The 18,431-nt window shown below is 43.0% G+C and carries 17 protein-coding genes; 10 read left to right on the top strand and 7 right to left on the bottom strand.

Features of this window, described 5'->3' with window-relative positions; genetic code table 11:
* Positions 1-51 precede the first annotated feature (51 nt).
* Entirely contained in the window at positions 52-1,578 is a 1,527-nt protein-coding gene (gene purH / locus BLP33_RS13175; protein ID WP_090528944.1) for a bifunctional phosphoribosylaminoimidazolecarboxamide formyltransferase/IMP cyclohydrolase, read from the bottom strand.
* 195 nt (positions 1,579-1,773) lie between these two features.
* Here purH and BLP33_RS13170 point away from each other — a divergent pair, with 195 nt between their 5' ends.
* Together BLP33_RS13170 and BLP33_RS13165 are read left to right on the top strand one after the other, a co-directional pair.
* A complete protein-coding gene (locus tag BLP33_RS13170) occupies positions 1,774-2,010 on the top strand; it encodes a hypothetical protein (protein ID WP_090528942.1) in 237 nt (78 codons plus the stop codon).
* Between the two features lie 14 nt (positions 2,011-2,024).
* Positions 2,025-2,309 (top strand): type II toxin-antitoxin system RelE/ParE family toxin, encoded by a 285-nt coding sequence (locus BLP33_RS13165; protein ID WP_175490006.1) that lies wholly within the window; start codon positions 2,025-2,027, stop codon positions 2,307-2,309.
* Positions 2,310-2,353: 44 nt separating this feature from the next.
* On the opposite strand, the gene purN is transcribed toward BLP33_RS13165, so the two are convergent.
* The gene (purN, locus tag BLP33_RS13160) at positions 2,354-2,932 is read right to left on the bottom strand and encodes a phosphoribosylglycinamide formyltransferase (RefSeq protein WP_090528933.1); all 579 of its coding nucleotides are present in this window, start codon (positions 2,930-2,932) and stop codon (positions 2,354-2,356) included.
* A 108-nt stretch (positions 2,933-3,040) separates the two neighbouring features.
* Positions 3,041-3,547, bottom strand: coding sequence for a DUF5004 domain-containing protein (locus BLP33_RS13155; RefSeq protein WP_090528930.1), 507 nt, complete (start codon positions 3,545-3,547; stop codon positions 3,041-3,043).
* Positions 3,548-3,636: 89 nt separating this feature from the next.
* On the opposite strand from BLP33_RS13155, the gene yiaK reads away from it, so the two are divergent.
* The gene (yiaK, locus tag BLP33_RS13150) at positions 3,637-4,620 is read left to right on the top strand and encodes a 3-dehydro-L-gulonate 2-dehydrogenase (protein WP_090528927.1); all 984 of its coding nucleotides are present in this window, start codon (positions 3,637-3,639) and stop codon (positions 4,618-4,620) included.
* A gap of 25 nt (positions 4,621-4,645) precedes the next feature.
* Here the strand turns inward: yiaK and BLP33_RS13145 are convergent, their stop codons facing one another.
* Both BLP33_RS13145 and panB read right to left on the bottom strand, forming a co-directional pair.
* On the bottom strand, positions 4,646-5,392 hold the full coding sequence (locus BLP33_RS13145) for an RluA family pseudouridine synthase (protein ID WP_090528924.1): 747 nt from the start codon (positions 5,390-5,392) through the stop codon (positions 4,646-4,648).
* 60 nt (positions 5,393-5,452) lie between these two features.
* Entirely contained in the window at positions 5,453-6,268 is an 816-nt protein-coding gene (gene panB / locus BLP33_RS13140; RefSeq protein ID WP_090528921.1) for a 3-methyl-2-oxobutanoate hydroxymethyltransferase, read from the bottom strand.
* Positions 6,269-6,616: 348 nt separating this feature from the next.
* Here panB and carA point away from each other — a divergent pair, with 348 nt between their 5' ends.
* Positions 6,617-7,717: a glutamine-hydrolyzing carbamoyl-phosphate synthase small subunit gene (gene carA / locus BLP33_RS13135; RefSeq protein WP_090528918.1), complete on the top strand. Its 1,101-nt coding sequence runs from the start codon at positions 6,617-6,619 to the stop codon at positions 7,715-7,717.
* Between the two features lie 121 nt (positions 7,718-7,838).
* Positions 7,839-8,336: a helix-hairpin-helix domain-containing protein gene (locus tag BLP33_RS13130; RefSeq protein ID WP_090528915.1), complete on the top strand. Its 498-nt coding sequence runs from the start codon at positions 7,839-7,841 to the stop codon at positions 8,334-8,336.
* 222 nt (positions 8,337-8,558) lie between these two features.
* On the opposite strand, the gene BLP33_RS13125 is transcribed toward BLP33_RS13130, so the two are convergent.
* A complete protein-coding gene (locus BLP33_RS13125) occupies positions 8,559-9,419 on the bottom strand; it encodes a sigma-70 family RNA polymerase sigma factor (RefSeq protein WP_090528912.1) in 861 nt (286 codons plus the stop codon).
* 282 nt (positions 9,420-9,701) lie between these two features.
* Entirely contained in the window at positions 9,702-12,263 is a 2,562-nt protein-coding gene (locus BLP33_RS13120) for an AsmA family protein (RefSeq protein ID WP_090528908.1), read from the bottom strand.
* A gap of 141 nt (positions 12,264-12,404) precedes the next feature.
* Here BLP33_RS13120 and BLP33_RS13115 point away from each other — a divergent pair, with 141 nt between their 5' ends.
* From BLP33_RS13115 to BLP33_RS13095, 5 genes are all read left to right on the top strand, one after another.
* A complete protein-coding gene (locus BLP33_RS13115; protein ID WP_090528906.1) occupies positions 12,405-13,079 on the top strand; it encodes an NAD-dependent epimerase/dehydratase family protein in 675 nt (224 codons plus the stop codon).
* A gap of 172 nt (positions 13,080-13,251) precedes the next feature.
* A complete protein-coding gene (locus BLP33_RS13110; RefSeq protein ID WP_090528903.1) occupies positions 13,252-14,043 on the top strand; it encodes an alpha/beta hydrolase in 792 nt (263 codons plus the stop codon).
* A gap of 427 nt (positions 14,044-14,470) precedes the next feature.
* Positions 14,471-16,177 carry a ribulokinase gene (locus BLP33_RS13105; RefSeq protein ID WP_090528900.1) on the top strand — a complete coding sequence of 569 codons (1,707 nt, stop codon included), beginning with the start codon at positions 14,471-14,473 and terminating at the stop codon, positions 16,175-16,177.
* Positions 16,178-16,184: 7 nt separating this feature from the next.
* Positions 16,185-16,883 (top strand): L-ribulose-5-phosphate 4-epimerase, encoded by a 699-nt coding sequence (locus tag BLP33_RS13100; protein ID WP_090528897.1) that lies wholly within the window; start codon positions 16,185-16,187, stop codon positions 16,881-16,883.
* Positions 16,884-16,885: 2 nt separating this feature from the next.
* Positions 16,886-18,394 (top strand): glycoside hydrolase family 27 protein, encoded by a 1,509-nt coding sequence (locus BLP33_RS13095; protein WP_217633158.1) that lies wholly within the window; start codon positions 16,886-16,888, stop codon positions 18,392-18,394.
* Positions 18,395-18,431: the final 37 nt, after the last annotated feature.

Genomic DNA, 18,431 nt, shown 5'->3' with positions numbered 1-18,431 from the left:
GTTTTTAACCTAATAAACTACTCACCAAATCAACCCGGTCAACCTTAAATGTTAGTGTTTAAAGTGACGTACGCCGGTAGTAACCATAGCCAAACCTTTTTCATTGCACATGGCAACCGAAAGCTTGTCATTAATCGATCCGCCCGGTTGTAAAATGGCGGTGATCCCAGCTTCGGCAGCCAGTTCGGCACAATCAGGGAAGGGGAAGAAAGCGTCGGACGCCATTACCGCACCGTTCAGGTCGAAGCCAAAGCTTTGTGCTTTGATCACCGCTTGCCTAAGTGCGTCAACCCTTGAGGTTTGACCCACACCACTTGCCATTAGCTGGTTATTTTTAGCAAATACAATGGTGTTTGATTTGGTGTGCTTTACAATTTTATTAGCGAAGAACAGGTCTTTTAGTTCGGCTTCGGTTGGTGCTTTTTCAGTAACAGTAGTCATTTGGGCTGGACCTTCAATAACAGCGTCTTTATCCTGCTCGATTACACCGTTCAATAAAGTTTTGAAATGCTTAACAGGCAGTTCAACCGGCTGACGAACCAACAGGATGCGGTTCTTTTTACCGGAAAGGATCTGCACTGCTTCGTCTGTAAATGCCGGAGCGATCAGCACCTCATAAAATATCTTGTCGATCTCGGTAGCAGTTTCTGCGTCGATTTCGGCATTGGCAATAATTACACCACCAAAGGCAGATACCGGGTCGCAGGCTAAAGCATCGATCCATGCTTCTTTAATAAATGAACGTGAAGCTACACCGCAGGCATTGGTATGCTTAAGGATAGCGATAGTAGGCTCGGTAAACTCATCAATAATAGCAACTGCAGCATCAACATCAACCAGGTTGTTGTATGAAAGCTCTTTGCCGTTCAGTTTGTTGAACATGGCATCAAGGTTACCATAGAAAGTGCCTTTTTGATGCGGGTTTTCGCCGTAACGTAAAACCTGGCTGGTTTGGATACTTTGTTTAAACACCGGAAGCGGCTCAGCCTCGTTAAAGTAGTTGAAAATATGTGTATCGTAGTTTGACGATATGTTGAATGCTTTTTGAGCGAATGAACGGCGCTGATCAATTGTGGTAGCACCTTCCTGCGTTTTCAGGATATTTTCAAGGCCGGCGTAGTCATCTTTTGAAGCTACGATCACTACGTCTTTAAAGTTTTTTGCAGCTGCGCGGATCAAAGAAATACCGCCGATATCGATCTTTTCGATCACATCTTCGGCACCGGCGCCTGATTGTACAGTTTCTTCAAACGGGTACAGGTCAACAATTACCAAATCAATTTCAGGAATTTCATATTGCTCTAACTGCTGTTTATCTCCATCAAAGCTCCTGCGGGCCAAAATACCACCGAAAACCTTAGGGTGCAGGGTTTTAACACGGCCACCAAGGATTGAAGGATAAGAGGTAAGGTCCTCAACCGGGATCACATTTACACCTAAATTGCGGATAAAAGTTTCGGTACCTCCGGTTGAATAGATATTTACACCAAGGCGGTTTAACTCATGAATGATGGGCTCTAAGTTATCTTTGTAATAAACAGAAATTAAAGCATTTTTTATTTGAACTGACTGGCTCATGTACACACTGTTTTTTGAGCCGCAAAGGTAGTGATATTTAGTTAATTGGAGGTTAGTTAATTAGAGATTAGTTATTAGCATAGGATCGATATTTATCCACATCGAAATTTTATAGCAGGCGATATTTAATGTGTATTACCGTGCGTTCGATAGGCTAATTGTTGAGGTATTCATAAATAATTGGTAACTTAGTATATGACTACGGTGATTATTCAATCAAATTCGGAAAAAAAGACCCGCTTGTTGATGCAGCTTGCTGAAGAGCTTGGTCTTTCTGCGCAAACACAAGAAGTTAAGGATTTGAATACAATTGACGTCGCGAGGGGGATTGGAAGAAAAGCAACAGACGAAGAGCTGATTAATTATTTAAATAAAGATCTTGATGAAGAAGCTATCCCGTTAGATAAAGCTTTTTCTAAATATACTCAATAAGCCCATTCTGTATTTTGAACGTTACTATTAAGCCTAAGGCCTTAAAGGTTATTGATGCGATTGTTGATTTTGTAGAATCGAAAAATACACCGGGAAGCGGTGCAAGATATGCTTTGAAATTCAAGACAGCTATCAAAAGATTAGCTGTACCTGGAGTACAGCATTCCATTTGTAACCATAAGGTTTTAGCCGCGTTCAAATATTCTTGCAGTCATTTCAATGACTGGGTTATAGCCTTTAAAATTGTTGATGGTGAATTGACTGTTTACGGAATTATACATGGGTCATTGTTGTTTTAATAACCCATAAAAGAACTTAGATAACCCCCTAATCACTAAACAACTCAGCTTTTCATCTTTTTCAACAGCGCCTCAACAACTTTCGGGAAATGATTATGCTCTAACTGCTGGCCTTTAAATTTTACGATCTCAAGCGTATCGCCCGGTTCAATTTTAAATTTCGACTGGTGGATAATCTCGCCTTCGTCAAAGTTTTCGTTAACGAAGTGAATGGTGATGCCGCTTTCCTCTTCTTTATCTTCTAATATTTTGCGGTGTACGTTATCGCCGTACATGCCTTTGCCGCCATATTTGGGTAACAGGGCAGGATGCAGGTTAATAATCTTATTGGGGAATGCTTTTAATAATGATTGGGGCACAAGCCATAAAAAACCGGCGAGCACAATCAGATCAACCTGTAAGTTTTTTAGCAGGCGGATAACACCGTCTGTTTCATAAAACTCATGGCGACTGAAAATATGCGAGGGTACCTCAAAGTTATCGGCACGCTGTAAAACGTAAGCTTGAGGATTATTGGTAAGTATCAGCACAACTTCGGCATCGGCATTGCGTTTAAAATGCTCCATTAACTTTTGGGCGTTTGAGCCGGAACCTGAAGCGAAAATGGCAATTCTTTTTTTCATCGATAATTTATTTTTCAACGAAGATGAAGCTACAATAGTTTCATCGGGCTGACTGTTTACTTGGCATTGAAACTATTAAAACCATTTTACAATTAAAAATATTTAAAACTATTGGGTGGCAGTTACTTTTTGCCTGATAAACCCGTAACGCATAATGCGTCGTTTTTTTGTTGCCGAATAGTTTGGTTCAACATCCCCTGTTTCTAATACCAGCGAATAATTACCCAAGGTAACTATTTTAGTGTTTTCAAATGGCTTTGAGGTACCGCCCGATGCTTTGGTGGTATCTTTACAAACCATGTCCGAAATTAAAAATAATTTATTTGCAGTAAGTGACCAGCGGCCCTTCGCGGTATCTGATTTGCATTGAAAATTAGTGTAGCTGCAGGAATTGTCGGCATTGAAGGTAAAAAGTTGGGTATCCTGGCAAGTTTGGTTTAAGGTATCTAAAGATACCTGGGCATCACCCACATAATTGGTAACGGTTATAGAAGCCAATTGCCAGTTACCTGCTAATAATCCGGGTATGTGGCTTAAGTTATCTTTCTTGCATGAATTAACAATCAGCGCAATACTTATTAAAAACAGGAAAAACAACAGCGGGGTTCTTTTCATTTATTAAAGGCAAAATTATAAAATATGGTTGATTACCTTGCATCAGTACACTGTAATAAACGCTATAAATTAAATTTATTTCAAAACCAATGCGCGTTCCATACCAAAAACTTGAAGCCGAATTTGAAAGAGTACTATTAAGTATTGATCTGCCGCTTGCAAAAGCCCGGCAATGCGCCGCCATTTTCGCCGCCAACAGCAGGGATGGTGTTTACAGTCATGGCCTTAACCGGTTTCCTGCTTTTGTACAAACTGTAAAGGAAGGCTTGTTTAAACCGGATGCTGAAGCTGTAATGGTAGACAATCTGGGTGCAATTGAGCAATGGAACGGTAATTTTGGTCTTGGCATGTTAAACGCAAGCACATGTATGAGCCGGGCTGTTGAACTGGCCGGAGAGTACGGCATAGGCTGTGTGGCTATCAAAAATACCAACCACTGGATGCGTGGTGGCACTTATGGATTACAGGCGGCTGATGCCGGATTTATAGGCATTTGTTTTACAAACACCATTGCTAACCTGCCGCCCTGGGGCGGGCTCGACCCGCGGCTTGGTAATAATCCCCTGGTTATTGCGGTGCCGCGTAAAGGCGGACATGTCTTATTGGACATGGCTATTTCGCAATACTCGGTAGGTAAGCTGATGGAGAGCAAATCGCAAAATAAACCTTTGCCATTGCCCGGTGGCTATGATCATGAAGGGAATTTAAGTACTGATGCCGATGCCATTTTGCAGTCAAAACGGATGTTGCCTATTGGTTTTTGGAAAGGGTCGGGTTTATCGCTGATGCTTGATCTGCTGGCGACATTACTAAGCGGAGGAAAATCTACCTCAAAAATCAGCGAACACGAAAAGGAGTGGGGCGTATCGCAAGTGTTTATCTGCCTGAAAACAGACACTGAGCAAAATGAGCGTTTAATAAATGAAATCCTGGGCTACACCAAAAGCAGCAATCCTGTTGATGGTGAACAGGTTTCATACCCTGGCGAAAATATGCTCAAAACAAGAGAGCGGAATTTACGGGATGGGATACCTGTTAATGAGGAGATCTGGGAAAGGGTTTTGGCGATGTGAACCGATGGATTGACTACTGACAAATTTACCCTACCATCATTCCCTCAAATTTTTCCCAAAAGCCATCGCGCGGTACGGGAGCGATAATAGCAACCGGTTCGTTTTTTACCGGGTGTACAAACGTAAGCTTGCGTGCATGCAGGCAAATGCTTTTGCGCAGGCTGCCGCGGGGATAGCCATATTTATTATCGCCTACGATGGGGCAGCCGAGGGTTGAAAGCTGTACCCTGATCTGGTGCGGGCGACCGGTTATCGGGTCAACCTCAATTAAATAGTATCCGTTTAGCTCGCCCACCAATTTATAGCTTAGCTCCGAGCGTAAGCTGCCCTGTACTTCTCGGTCATGGGCTTTGGTTACATTTTTCTGTGAGTTTTTTACCAGCCAATGTACCAGGGTGCCTTCTTCGGGAAATGGTTTTTTGCGCACTACTGCATAATAGGTTTTATGCATTTCGCGGGCTTTAAACATTTTGTTGATCCGGTCGAGCGCTTTACTGGTTTTGGCAAACAGGATCACGCCGCTTACCGGTCTGTCAAGGCGGTGTACCACGCCTAAAAAAGCGCCGTTAGGCTTGCTGTATTTTTTGGCGATGTATTTTTTTACCTTTTCGTCCAGCGGCTCATCGCCGGTTTCGTCAACCTGTACAATATCTCCCGCACGTTTATTTATGGCAATAAGGTGGTTGTCCTCATAAAGAACATCCTTATCGGTAATATCGGCATTGCTATAATTAAATTCAGGACGGGCCATTTGTGTTAGTTCATGGTTCATGGTTAATAGTTCATGGCCATCATTTTTACTATGATCTATGAACTATCAACTATAGGCTAATTAATACTGCTCTTTCTCGTTAGGGAAACTGTTACTTTTTACGTCGGTATTGTAATTTTTGATCGCATCGTGCATGATATCATACAGGTTGGAGTATTGGCGTAAAAAGCGGGGCTTAAAGCCTTTGTTAATCCCCAGCATATCATGGATCACCAGTACCTGGCCGTCGCAATGCTGACCGGCGCCGATACCTATTGTAGGGATTTGCAGACTTTCAGATACCTCCTGCGCCAGTTTGGCCGGGATTTTTTCCAATACAATACCAAAGCAGCCAAGCTCCTGTAGTTTAAGGGCATCCTCGCGCAGCTTTTGCGCTTCGGCTTCATGTTTGGCGCGTACAGTGTATGTTCCAAACTTGTATATGGATTGCGGTGTAAGGCCAAGGTGTCCCATTACCGGGATGCCGGCGGTTAAGATCCGGCTAACTGATTCGGCTATTTCAACGCCGCCTTCAATTTTAACGGCGTGTGCCCCGGCTTCCTTCATAATGCGGATGGCTGAGTTCAGCGCTTCCTTTGAGTTGCCCTGGTATGATCCAAAAGGCAGATCGACAACCACCAATGCACGTTTAGCCGCACGTACCACAGATGATGCATGATAGATCATCTGGTCGAGCGTTATAGGCAGCGTAGTTTCGTGACCCGCCATCACATTGGAGGCCGAATCACCAACAAGGATGATATCAGTCCCGGCATCGTCGACTATGGTAGCCATCGAATAGTCATATGCGGTAAGCATAGAGATCTTTTCGCCACGAACCTTCATCTCCTGGATGGTATTGGTGGTGATACGCTTTATTTCTTTATTTACAGACATTGATAAATGTGTTATCGCAGTGCAAAGGTAAGCATGATTTCGGATTTCGGAATTTTGATTTCGAAGGTGATTTTTGGATTTCGAATTTCGGAATTTCGATTTCGGATTTTTCTGTTTTTGATTTGTTATTTTGATTGGCAGGGAGCGTATTCATTACTAATAAATCCGAAATCCCACATTCGAAATCCGAAATCAAAATAAATCAGAAATCTCACATCCGAATACCGAAATTATTTTCTACTTTTGCGCCGTGAATCCGGAAGTTCCTTACTTCAATATTTCTATCAGTTTTCACGGGGCTTTGAACCAGGCGATCCGATCATTTAACCCTTTCAATTTTTTTAAGCGATGAATTATTTCACCAAATTACCGGCTATATTGCTGCTTGCCGACGGCACCGTTTTTTACGGTAAAGCTGCTGGCAAAATGGGTACTACCACCGGCGAGATTTGTTTTAATACCGGCATGACCGGCTACCAGGAAATTTTTACCGACCCTTCATACTTTGGGCAAATTATGGTAACCACCAATGCGCACATTGGTAACTACGGTATTGCTAATGAAGAGGTGGAATCGGGCAGGATCCAGATTGCAGGTCTGGTTTGCAAAAATTATAACATTGCCTACAGCCGTAAACAGGCCGATGAATCGATACAGGATTATTTCCAGGAGCAAAACATAGTTGGTATATCTGATATAGATACCCGTCAGCTTGTTCGCCACATTCGTGATAAAGGCGCTATGAATGCCATCATTTCATCAGAAATATTGGATCTGGATGAGTTGAAAGCAAAGCTTGACCTGGTACCTTCAATGGATGGCCTTGAGCTTTCATCACAGGTAACAACTACCGAAACTTATACTTTTGGCAGCGAAGATGCTCCTTACCGTGTAGCGGTGCTTGACCTTGGTGTAAAGAAAAACATCCTTCGCAATTTTGATTCGCGCGAGGTTTATGCCAAAGTATTCCCGGCTAAAACAACCTACGCCGAAATGGAAAAAGATTTTGCCCCTACAGGCTACTTTATTTCAAACGGCCCCGGCGATCCATCAGCTATGCCTTACGCGGTTGAAACTGTAAAAGAAATTTTAGCTGCTGATAAGCCGATGTTTGGGATTTGCTTAGGCCACCAGTTGCTGGCTTTGGCTAACGATATCCCAACTCAAAAAATGTTTAACGGTCACCGTGGTTTAAACCACCCGGTAAAAAATATTATCATTAACCATTGCGAAGTTACTTCACAAAACCACGGTTTTGGTGTAGTGCCGGAAGCTGTACGTGCTTCAGATAAAGTGGAGATCACCCACGTAAACCTGAACGACCAGTCTATTGAAGGCATTCGCGTAAAAGGCAAAAAAGCCTTCTCGGTACAATATCACCCGGAATCATCACCTGGCCCGCATGATTCAAGGTATTTGTTTGATGACTTTATCAAACTGATGAAATAAATATTAATTGCAGATGTGCAGATTTTAAATGTGCAGATGCCCGAAGCCTTTCAATTTAGTTTGGAAGGCTTTTTTATTTCTCAGGATTCCTTTTTAACTTAGTTATATACCTGCCTGAATTATGAAGAAATCAATTAACCTGCTTTTAACGGCAGAAGAGAAAGCTATTCTCTGGGCTCAAAAAACCAAGATTGCCGATCTCGTTACCTTCGCCCCGGATGAAGTTGCAATGATATTAAATGCAGATGCCGAACGCGCCAGGGAGATAAATGCATTGATTGAATTTCAAAGTATCCCATCATTAGGGATCAATTTTGCGACTGAGCTGATACAGCAAGGCTATTATTCTTTAGAACAATTAAAAGGTAAAGACCCAGTTGAACTTTTTAATGCATTTGAACGCCACGTAGGCGCCTGGGCCGATCCATGTGTGGAGGATTCATACCGATTATTATCACACTATATTAAGCATGGCGACACCGGAAAAAGCTGGTGGCATTTTACCGCCGAGCGTAAGGCTTACCGGGCCGAGCATGGCTTCCCTGCAAGCCGACCTGCAAAGGCGTGGTACGAGTTGCCGCAGTATCGTAAGGGGAAAGAGTTTGTGGGGAGTAAATAAAAAAGTACGAGATTGTGCGATTCCCTCCCTTGGGAGGGTGTAGGGAGGGGTTTCATTGATATGCTTATTCGTTTAAAATAGCGTATAACCCCTCCCTGCCACTGCTCATTCCAACACATCCCTCCCAAGGGAGGGAATTAAAAACATCATCCCATAAAAAAACGCGAACAATTTACTCATTCGCGTTTTTAGTATAAAAAACTCAGGCGGATATATCCTGAATTAGTTTAAGTATGATTGCAACAGGTTTGATTTTGAATTGTGGCGTAAACGCATCAAAGCCTTGTCTTTTAACTGGCGAACACGCTCACGGGTTAAATCAAATTTTTCACCTATTTCCTCTAATGAGTGAGGTGCATGACCACCAAGGCCAAAGAATAACATCAGTACTTCACGGTCACGTTCGGCAAGGATACCTAACGAGCGTTTAATTTCCTGTGATAATGAATCAGCCATTACTTCGGTATCTGTTGCTGCATCAGAGCTGGCCAATACGTCAAGCAAGGTGTTTTCTTCACCCTGGATGAAAGGTGCGTCCATTGAAATCTGCCTGCCGGCGTTATTCATTGAATCGGCAATTTTATCAACCGAAATTTCCAGGTTGTCTGCAAGTTCTTCGGGTGTTGGCTGTCTTTCAAACTCCTGCTCCAGTTTTGAAGCTGCTTTGTGAATTTTACTCAATGAGCCAATCTGGTTCAGTGGTAAACGCACAATACGCGATTGCTCGGCAATGGCCGACAGGATTGACTGACGGATCCACCATACGGCATATGAAATAAATTTAAAGCCTTTGGTTTCGTCAAAGCGTTTTGCCGCTTTAATTAAACCAAGGTTTCCTTCGTTTATTAAGTCGCCCAGGGTAAGGCCCTGGTTTTGGTACTGCTTAGCAACCGATACCACAAAGCGAAGGTTTGTTTTTGTCAAACGTTCTAACGCTACCTGGTCGCCCTCACGGATCTTTTGCGCCAGGATCACTTCCTCTTCAGCTGTGATCAAATCTACCTTACCAATATCATGCAGGTATTTTTCGAGCGATGCCGATTCGCGGTTAGTGATTGATTGGGATATTTTAAGTTGTCTCATTTTTTAATACAGATTATTAAGCTAAAAACGGTTCAATAAGATACATGTGCCGGGTTAAACAACCGGAGGTAAAAACAGATTACATTAAACTTTGCTTCCTTCTTTATTTGTGAACCCGGGATAAGTATTTAATATTTAAAACGAGGGTTTGCTACTGATATTATTGCTGTAAGGAGCGAGCGGTTTAAAAGTTTTAAAATAATGTGCTAACCAGAATGTGTAATCAACATATTACCCTATAATGAACAGCACAAAGGTAAGCATTTATTTGCTATTATAGTGTCATTTTAACACCATGAAACAACGGTGAATGTAAATATTTTTTGAAATTAAACTAATCTTGTTTAGGTTCGGGCGCTTGTTGGGTGTCATCGGTCTTCTGCTCATCATCATCTGCTTTTGTTTTTTATGGTTTCTGTTCCACTTAATTTTTATTTTACCATCATCGCCATCGGTGGCAAGTATGTGTAAAACAATGCCTTTCATACGTTTTTTATTACGTTCGGTTTCATCTGCTATTTTGCTGTCATTCTTCGGGTTTCGTATCGGTACATCAAGGGCTATGTTAGTACCCCGCGATAGCGAATAGGTACCTTCCACATCCATGTTGAGTACGCTCGAGTTAATTTGCATGGGCGCAATTTTTATTTTATCACCATCAAGATCAAACCGGGCTTTTAAATCACCAAAAGTTATATTATCCAGGTCGCGAAAAGGGAAGGCAAATTTGCCTACGCTTTTTATGGGCGCAAAGTTTACCAATGCACCATCTGTTAAATTAACCTGTGCAAATCCTTTTATTGATTTCGGTACCAGGTCGCCGGTGTTTTTGATCCCGCCTTTAATATCAACCCTTGCCGATAGAAAACCCCGCAAGTTATCGCTGGTAAAATCCTTGAGACCGAAGTTGTTAAACGATGCAAAGAAAGTATTAGTATTTACGTGGTTAATAGTTGTGCTAATGGCAAAATTATTGGTTGGCCCCTGCAGCACCAGGCCGCTTAAACTCAATGATCCTCCCGAGCTTTTAAGGCTTACATTGCGCATTTTCATGGTGTTGTCGGCTAAAAGGATATCGGCATTAACGCTTGTCGCCAAAAACTTTTTATAATATACTTTGGCTAAGCGCAAGTGAAGTTCGGCCTGCCCTTTATCAAAGGCGGTATTAAGTTGATTGGTAATTTTGGCATTAGACATCCTTTTGCCCGCTCCTCCGCTGCTTTTACTGCTTTCGTATCCGCGGTTGTTCAGGAAGCCTAAAAACTCGCCAAGATGTATCTGCGGACTGGTGATCTGCCATACAATCAAAATCTTTTGTGGATCGGTATAATACAGGTTGAGGAAATTGCTCACCTTACCCTGCATGTACACTACGCTACTGCCATTTTGCAGGCGGATATTATTTATATAAAGATCTTTATCGGTAAATTTTAAGGCAATGGAGTTGTTTTTGAATACGAGCCCACGAGGGAGGTAATTTACATCCGCATTTTTAATATCTACATTACCGGTAACGAAGGGTTTGGTGAATTTAAAATTTACAATATCGGCTTTATAAGCAAGTTTTAAATCAACAATGCCTTTGGTAAATTTCAGGCTTTCATCGCCAATAACCGGGTTAAGTTTGGTAACGGGAAAGCGCGATCTGAAAATCCCGGTAGCCACCGGTGTATTCAGGTTGTTGATAAATGCGGTATCAATAGTAAATGGAATATTCTTATAGCTGCCGTTAAAATGATAAAGCTTTATAACCGAGTTATCGTCATTTAAACCTTTGCCATTGATGTAGTTATTACTGAATACGCCATTAAAACTACAATCTTCAACAGTGCCGCCCCGGGTAGTTAACACATTGTTTTTAACCTTGGCCGTAACGTAAATCAACGGATCGCCGCCGCCGCCAAAACTTCCTTTCAAATCGCAGGTAACATCAATTGGCTTTTTCAGATCAAACATTTTGAGGCTTTTGGTGATGTTGGCAGCCAGTAGGTTAGCAGCATCGTTCCATAAAATTTCATCCGCTTTCAGGTTAATGGTGAAATCAGTTTCGGGCGATTTAAGATTAAACTGTGCACCCACGGTAAATGGGTTATCGCCAATGTTTAATGTATTGGGGGCAAGGTTAATAACCTGCGATGCATAATCATAACTGATATCAAAATGCCCCTTTAAAAGCCTGTTTTTCATAAAGCTTCCCTTTTTGGTATTGAAGGAAAAGCTGTTTGCTATCGTATTCAGGTCGATATCGGCGTTCCACCCTTTAGCAGGGTAATCCAGGCGGCCCCGGATATCATTAACAGCGAATTTGAATAGTTTATAAGCATGACGGTCATCAACCACAAAATTCACTTTGTTTAACGAAAACCTCCCGATCTGTGTTGATGAACTGGTTTGTTTTTCTTTCGGGTCTTTTTCAAGTTTAGGTTTTGTTTTAAATATCGAGGTATTGCTGTAGCCGGTGCTATCGGTAAACAGATCGATATCGGCATTGCTGATATCTATTTTATTGATCACCACTTCGCCCTTTAAAAGGGCAGAGGCGTTTACTGATACTTCAAAATCTTTGGCGGTAAGCAATGTATGATGATGCTGCGCCCAGCGGTTATCTTTCAGTACTACATCTTTCAGTTCGACAGATACCCCAGGAAAACCTTTAAATAACGTTGGATCAATAGTGCCGATGGTTAGCGTTCCGTTCAGGTTTTTATTGAGCTCGGAGGTGATCATAGCAAGCACCCTTTGTTTATTATTATTAACATAAACAGTAAGGGCAATAAACATAATTATAATTAAACCAACGAGCGCTCCGGCGACCTTTAAGGTTATTTTTAACCATTTTGGCATTTCAACTAATTTATTGTTAAAGCGTTATGGTTATATAATTGTTTGTATTGTAACATATAATTAACACAAGGTATAGGAATGGGTAAATAAATCTGCTATAAGATACAATATTTTAAAGGTATAATCGGCTACATCAGTATCATGGAAACAACTAATAAAATAAGGGCTATTATAACAGGAGCCACCGGTATGGTAGGCGAGGGGGTATTGCATCAATGTTTATTGAGCGATAAGGTTGAAGCAGTATTGGTTATTAACCGTAAACCCTGTGGTGTAACACATCCTAAACTGAAGGAAATTATACATGCTGATTTTTTTAACCTCAAACCCATTCAGGATCAGTTAGAAGGTTACAATGCCTGCTTTTTTTGTTTAGGCGTTTCGTCGGTAGGGATGAGCGAAGAAGCTTATTATAAAGTAACTTACCTGCTAACCATGCACGTGGCCGAAATTTTGAGCCGAATTAATCCGGATATGACTTTTTGTTATGTATCCGGTGCCGGTACCGACAGTACTGAAAAGGGCCGCAGTATGTGGGCCCGGGTAAAAGGTAAAACCGAAAATGATTTGATGAAGCTGCCCTTCAAACAGGTATTTAACTTCAGGCCCGGCTTTATGAAAAGCTTTAAGGGGGCAAAAAATACCCTGCCATTTTATAAATACATCAGCTGGATGTACCCTATAGGCCGCCTTATTTACCCAAAAGGTTTTATTACACTTGAGGAAGTTGGGAAAGCCATGATCAATACCGCGAACCGCAGCGCCGGCCGCTGGATATTAGATGGAAAAGATATTGTTGCCATGGCGAATAGCTAACAATGGGTAATGATATATGGAGAAAGCTATCGTGTAAAACCCGATATATCGTAAATGTTGGGTAGCTGTATTTTAATTAATGCATTGATTAATAGTATTTTGTGTTTTTGGAGCAAGCTTTGAAATGGTGCTGTCAACAGTATTATTTATGAAACTTAAACTCTAGTAAAAAATGAACACAAAATTCATGAAAGGCCGCTTAAAAGCACATTTAGTTGCGGCGACTATCTTATTAGGCAGCTTGTTTGCCTTTACTTTTAAGGCCGCTGCCCAGGCACAGCCTGTTAAAAACATTGTATTAGTGCATGGGGCCTTTGCCGATGGCTCGGGCTTTAAGGCCGTGTACAATATCCTTACAAAAAAAGGTTATAATGTTACCGTGGTGCAAAACCCGCTTACTTCTTTAAAGGACGATGTTGACGCTGCCAACCGGATCCTGGATAAACAGGATGGCCCGACGGTATTGGTAGGCCACTCTTATGGTGGTACGGTAATTACCGAAGCCGGGAATAATTCAAAAGTAGTAGCGTTGGTTTATATAGCCGCTTTTATGCCCGATAAAGGGGAAAATACGATAAAATGGGTACAGTCGGCTCCTCCGGCTCCCGAAAACGGTATTTTGCCGCCGGATGATAAAGGTTTTGTTTACTATGATAAAGCCAAATTTCATGGCGGTTTTGCCGGCGACCTAAGTAAAGCCGAAGCCGACTTCATGTTTGCATCGCAGGGGCCAACTTCGGTTCAATGTTTTGTTACGCCTGTTGCCGAAGCGGCATGGAAAACCAAACCAAGCTATGCTATAGTGGCCACCGAAGATAAAAGCATTGTGCCCGATGTTGAGCGTACCATGTACAAACGTGCCGGTGCAAAAGTAACAGAGGTAAAAGGCAGCCACGTGATCTTCATTTCGCAGCCTGAGGCCGTTGCCAAAGTCATCATGGACGCGGCAAATGGCGTTAAATAATCAGATAGTTTTTGTTACAGTTTTAAGCGGAATTGGTCGTGATTGACTGTTCCGCTTTTTTATTGGTTTGCCGGAAAAGTGTTGTCACAAGGGCAAAGATGTTATTTGATTTTCCCAGTGCGCCGGATTCATTTTTAGTAACGGCAACGCTATATACTGTATGAGTAAATTAAACGTTTTACCACCCCAAAACAGCCAATCCGTTTTGTAAAGCTTATTTTATATTGTTAAAAGAACACTAATTATTGCCGGGCTGAATAGACGTACCGGCGATTTTTTCGACAGGTACTTGAACTATGTAATGACTTTTTTACAGGCCAAAAGGTTCCTTTAAGTAAATAATGCATTTTATCTGAATAAAATTTTAAATAAAATTTTTCTTTGTCAAAAATTAAGTGTTATTTCGACAATAATTATAAATCTTTATATGAGCAATAACCAATTAGTGATCGGGGTTGATTACGGGTCTGACTCCGTGCGCTCCGTGATAGTAAACGCGGCCAACGGAGAAGAAATAGCATCATCAGTATTTAATTACCCCCGTTGGCGCGATGGCAAGTATTGTGTACCTGCCGAAAACCAGTTCCGCCAGCATCCGCAGGATTATATCGACGGACTTAAAGCCACTATTAAAGATTGTATTGCACAGGCCGGCGGTGAAGCCATCGCAAAAAATATAAAAGGCATTTCTGTTGATACCACCGGCTCAACCCCCGTTGCGGTTGATGCTGCCGGTACTCCGCTTGCCTTAACCCCCGGTTTTGAAACTAACCCCAATGCCATGTTTGTATTGTGGAAAGATCATACTTCGGTTAAAGAAGCAGCGCAGATCAATGAACATGCTGCAAAATTTGATACCAATTATTTGAAATATGTTGGCGGTATCTACTCGTCAGAGTGGTTTTGGGCTAAACTGCTGCATGTACTAAGGGTTGATAAAAGTGTACGTGATGCTGCTGCCTCATGGGTCGAGCATTGCGACTGGGTCCCCTTCCTGTTAACCGGTGGTACCGATGTTAAGGCCATTAAACGCGGCCGTTGCTCTGCTGGTCACAAAGCCCTTTGGGCCGAAGAATTTAATGGCCTGCCTCCTGAAGAATTTTTTGTTTCTCTTGATCCGGTGCTGGCTGGTTTCAGGGATAAATTATATGAAGATACATACACGGCCGATGAAGCAGCCGGAAACCTTAGCGCGGAGTGGGCGGAGATATTGGGACTCTCAACCGATGTGATTGTAGGTACCGGCGCTTTTGACGCGCACATGGGCGCTGTTGGCGGCCAGATTGAGCCTTATCACCTGAGCAAGGTAATGGGCACATCAACCTGCGATATCCTGGTTGCCCCAACATCAGAGATGGAAGGCAAACTGGTACGCGGTATCTGCGGACAGGTGAATGGCTCGGTTATTCCGGGAATGGCAGGTTTAGAGGCTGGTCAATCGGCTTTTGGTGATACTTATGCCTGGTTCAAAAACATCCTGGCCTGGCCATTAAATAACCTGCTTTCACAATCGCAGGTAATTGACGCGGCCACTGCCGAAGCGTTGAAAGAGGAGATTTCAGAAATGATCATCCCTGAGCTAAGCAGGCAGGCAGCTTTATTACCAATTGAAGAAAGCAATGAGCTGGCTATCGACTGGTTTAACGGCCGTCGCACACCGGATGCTAACCAGGAATTGAAGGGCGCTATTACCGGTTTAGGTTTGGGCAGTGATGCACCACGGGTATTCCGTGCGTTGGCCGAGGCTACCTGCTTTGGTGCCAAGAGCATTGTTGATCGTTTTATCAGCGAGGGTATCCCGGTTAAAGGAATCATCGGTATCGGCGGCGTAGCAAAAAAATCACCTTTCGTGATGCAAATGATGGCCGATGTTTTGGGCATGCCTATCCGTATTCACCAGTTTAAACATACCTGTGCTTTGGGCGCTGCGATGTTTGCTGCGGTGGTTGCCGGTATCTACCCAACTATCGAAGAGGCTATGACAGCCATGGGCCGCGGCTTTGACGTGGTTTATGAGCCAAACATCGCGTTGAAGGAAGTTTATCAGCAACGCTATAACCAATACAGCATATTGGGCAAGTTTGTAGCTGCCGAAGTTGCTTTGAAAAATAATCCTGAACTGCAAAACGCTTAATAAAGACATGAGTAAATATGATCATATAAGGCTTAGTGCCTATAATGCCAATATGCAGCTGCCCAAATTGGGCCTGGTGCTGTTCACTTTTGGTAACGTAAGCGCCGCCGACAGGGAATTAGGTGTATTTGCGATAAAACCAAGCGGCGTGCCTTATGAAGACTTGTCACCGGAAAAAATGGTAATCGTTGATTTTGATGGCAACACCGTTGAAGGTGACCTTCGCCCGTCAAGTGACACCAAAACACACGCCGTACTTTATAAACACTGGGAAGGCATCAACGGTATTGTGCATACGCACTCTACCTACGGAACAGCCTGGGCACAGTCGCAACGTGATATCCCGATCTTCGGTACTACCCATGCAGATCATTTAACGGTTGATATCCCTTGCGCCCCACCCATGAATGACGAAATGATTAAAGGTAACTACGAGTATCAAACCGGTTTCCAGATCATGGAATGCTTTGAAGAAAAAGGCCTGGATTATAAAGAGGTTGAAATGGTGCTGGTGGGCAACCATGCCCCGTTTACCTGGGGTAAAACTGCCGAAAAAGCGGTTTACAACAGCGCTGTGCTGGAAGCTGTAGCCCAAATGGCCTACCTTACCGAACAAATTGATAAAAGTGCCCCCCGCTTAAAGGATGCACTAATTAAAAAGCATTACGAACGTAAACACGGACCCGATTCATATTACGGACAATAAGCATGAAAAGAATATCAATACTTCCAACTCCCCTCTTGAGAGGGGGCGCGATGGATAAGAGCGGGAGCAGGGGTGTGTTATGCGCCCGGAATAACAAAAGCGATGAACACACCCCTACCCCCCTCTCAAGAGGGGAATCGCACGGTCCCCGTTTTTTAAAATTTGCTTTTTTTATGCTGATTTGCCTGTTTTTGGGCACCCGTTTATCGGCTCAGGTAGCAGCTACACCGCCAATGGGCTGGAACAGTTATAACTGTTTTGGTTCGGCAGTACATGAAGATGAAGTTAAGGCCAATGCCGATTACATGGCAGAGCATCTGAAACAGCATGGCTGGGAGTATGTGGTAGTCGACTTTTTATGGTCGTACGATAACCCTCCGGGCAGCAATATTGGCAACCCCTTCCAATTGCGTTTACAGGATGGTTCATATGTTCCATGGTTAACTATGGATAAATGGGGAAGGTTAACTCCGCAACCCACTAAATTTCCATCAGCGTTTGGCGGTAACGGTTTTAAACCGCTGGGCGATTATATCCACAGCAAAGGCTTAAAATTCGGCATCCACGTTATGCGCGGGATCCCGAGACAAGCTGTTTGGTCAAAATCGCCGGTTAAAGGCACCAATGGCATTACTGCCGATATGGTGGCCGATACAAACTCAAAATGCCCTTGGATGAACCATATGTATGGTTTGGATATGAAAAAGCCCGGTGCACAGGAATACCTGAATTCGCTGCTGGAGCTTTACGCTTCATGGGGAGTTGATTTTATTAAGGTAGATGACCTTTCACGCCCATATAGTAATGTCGAGGTTGAAGGTTATCAGAAAGCCATCCAACAATGCGGAAGGCCGGTTGTATTAAGCTTATCGCCCGGCGAAACGCCGGTTGCACAGGCTGCTCATGCTACTAAATATGCCAATATGTGGCGTATGGCTGATGACTTTTGGGATAACTGGAAAGAGATCCTGCACATGTTTGAATATGCCAAAAGCTGGGAAGGCATTGGCGGCCCCGGCCACTGGCCCGATTGTGATATGATCCAGATTGGCAAGCTGAGTAAACGTGGACCTGTAGGCCAGGAGCGCTTTAGCCGTTTTACTGAAGATGAGGAATATACCCATATGACGTTTTGGAGTATCTTCCGTTCACCACTGATGATAGGAGGCAACCTGCCCGAGAACCGCGATTTTGAGTTGAAGCTTTTTACCAATGATGAGGTAATTGCGGTAAACCAAAAAGGATCGAACCCCAAGCAGTTATACAAAAAAGATGGCGCCATGATCTGGTATTCGCAGATCCCTGGCAACAGGGATATTTATGCCGCCTTTTTCAATATCGGCGATGATGATAAATCCGTATCCCTGAACTTCAAAGACCTGGGCCTGAAAGGCAAGGTAACCGTACGTGACCTGTGGAAAAAACAGGATGTTGGCCAGTACAAAACAAGCTATCAGCAAAAAATAAACAAACACGGCGCAGCATTATTCAGGCTGTCGCCAAAAAACTAAACCAATTCACTAAATCACTCATTCGCTAAATCAATAA

The sequence above is a fragment of the Mucilaginibacter sp. NFR10 genome (genome assembly GCF_900100445.1).
GTDB lineage: Bacteria > Bacteroidota > Bacteroidia > Sphingobacteriales > Sphingobacteriaceae > Mucilaginibacter > Mucilaginibacter rubeus.
This window is presented reverse-complemented; position numbering and strand designations above follow the sequence as displayed.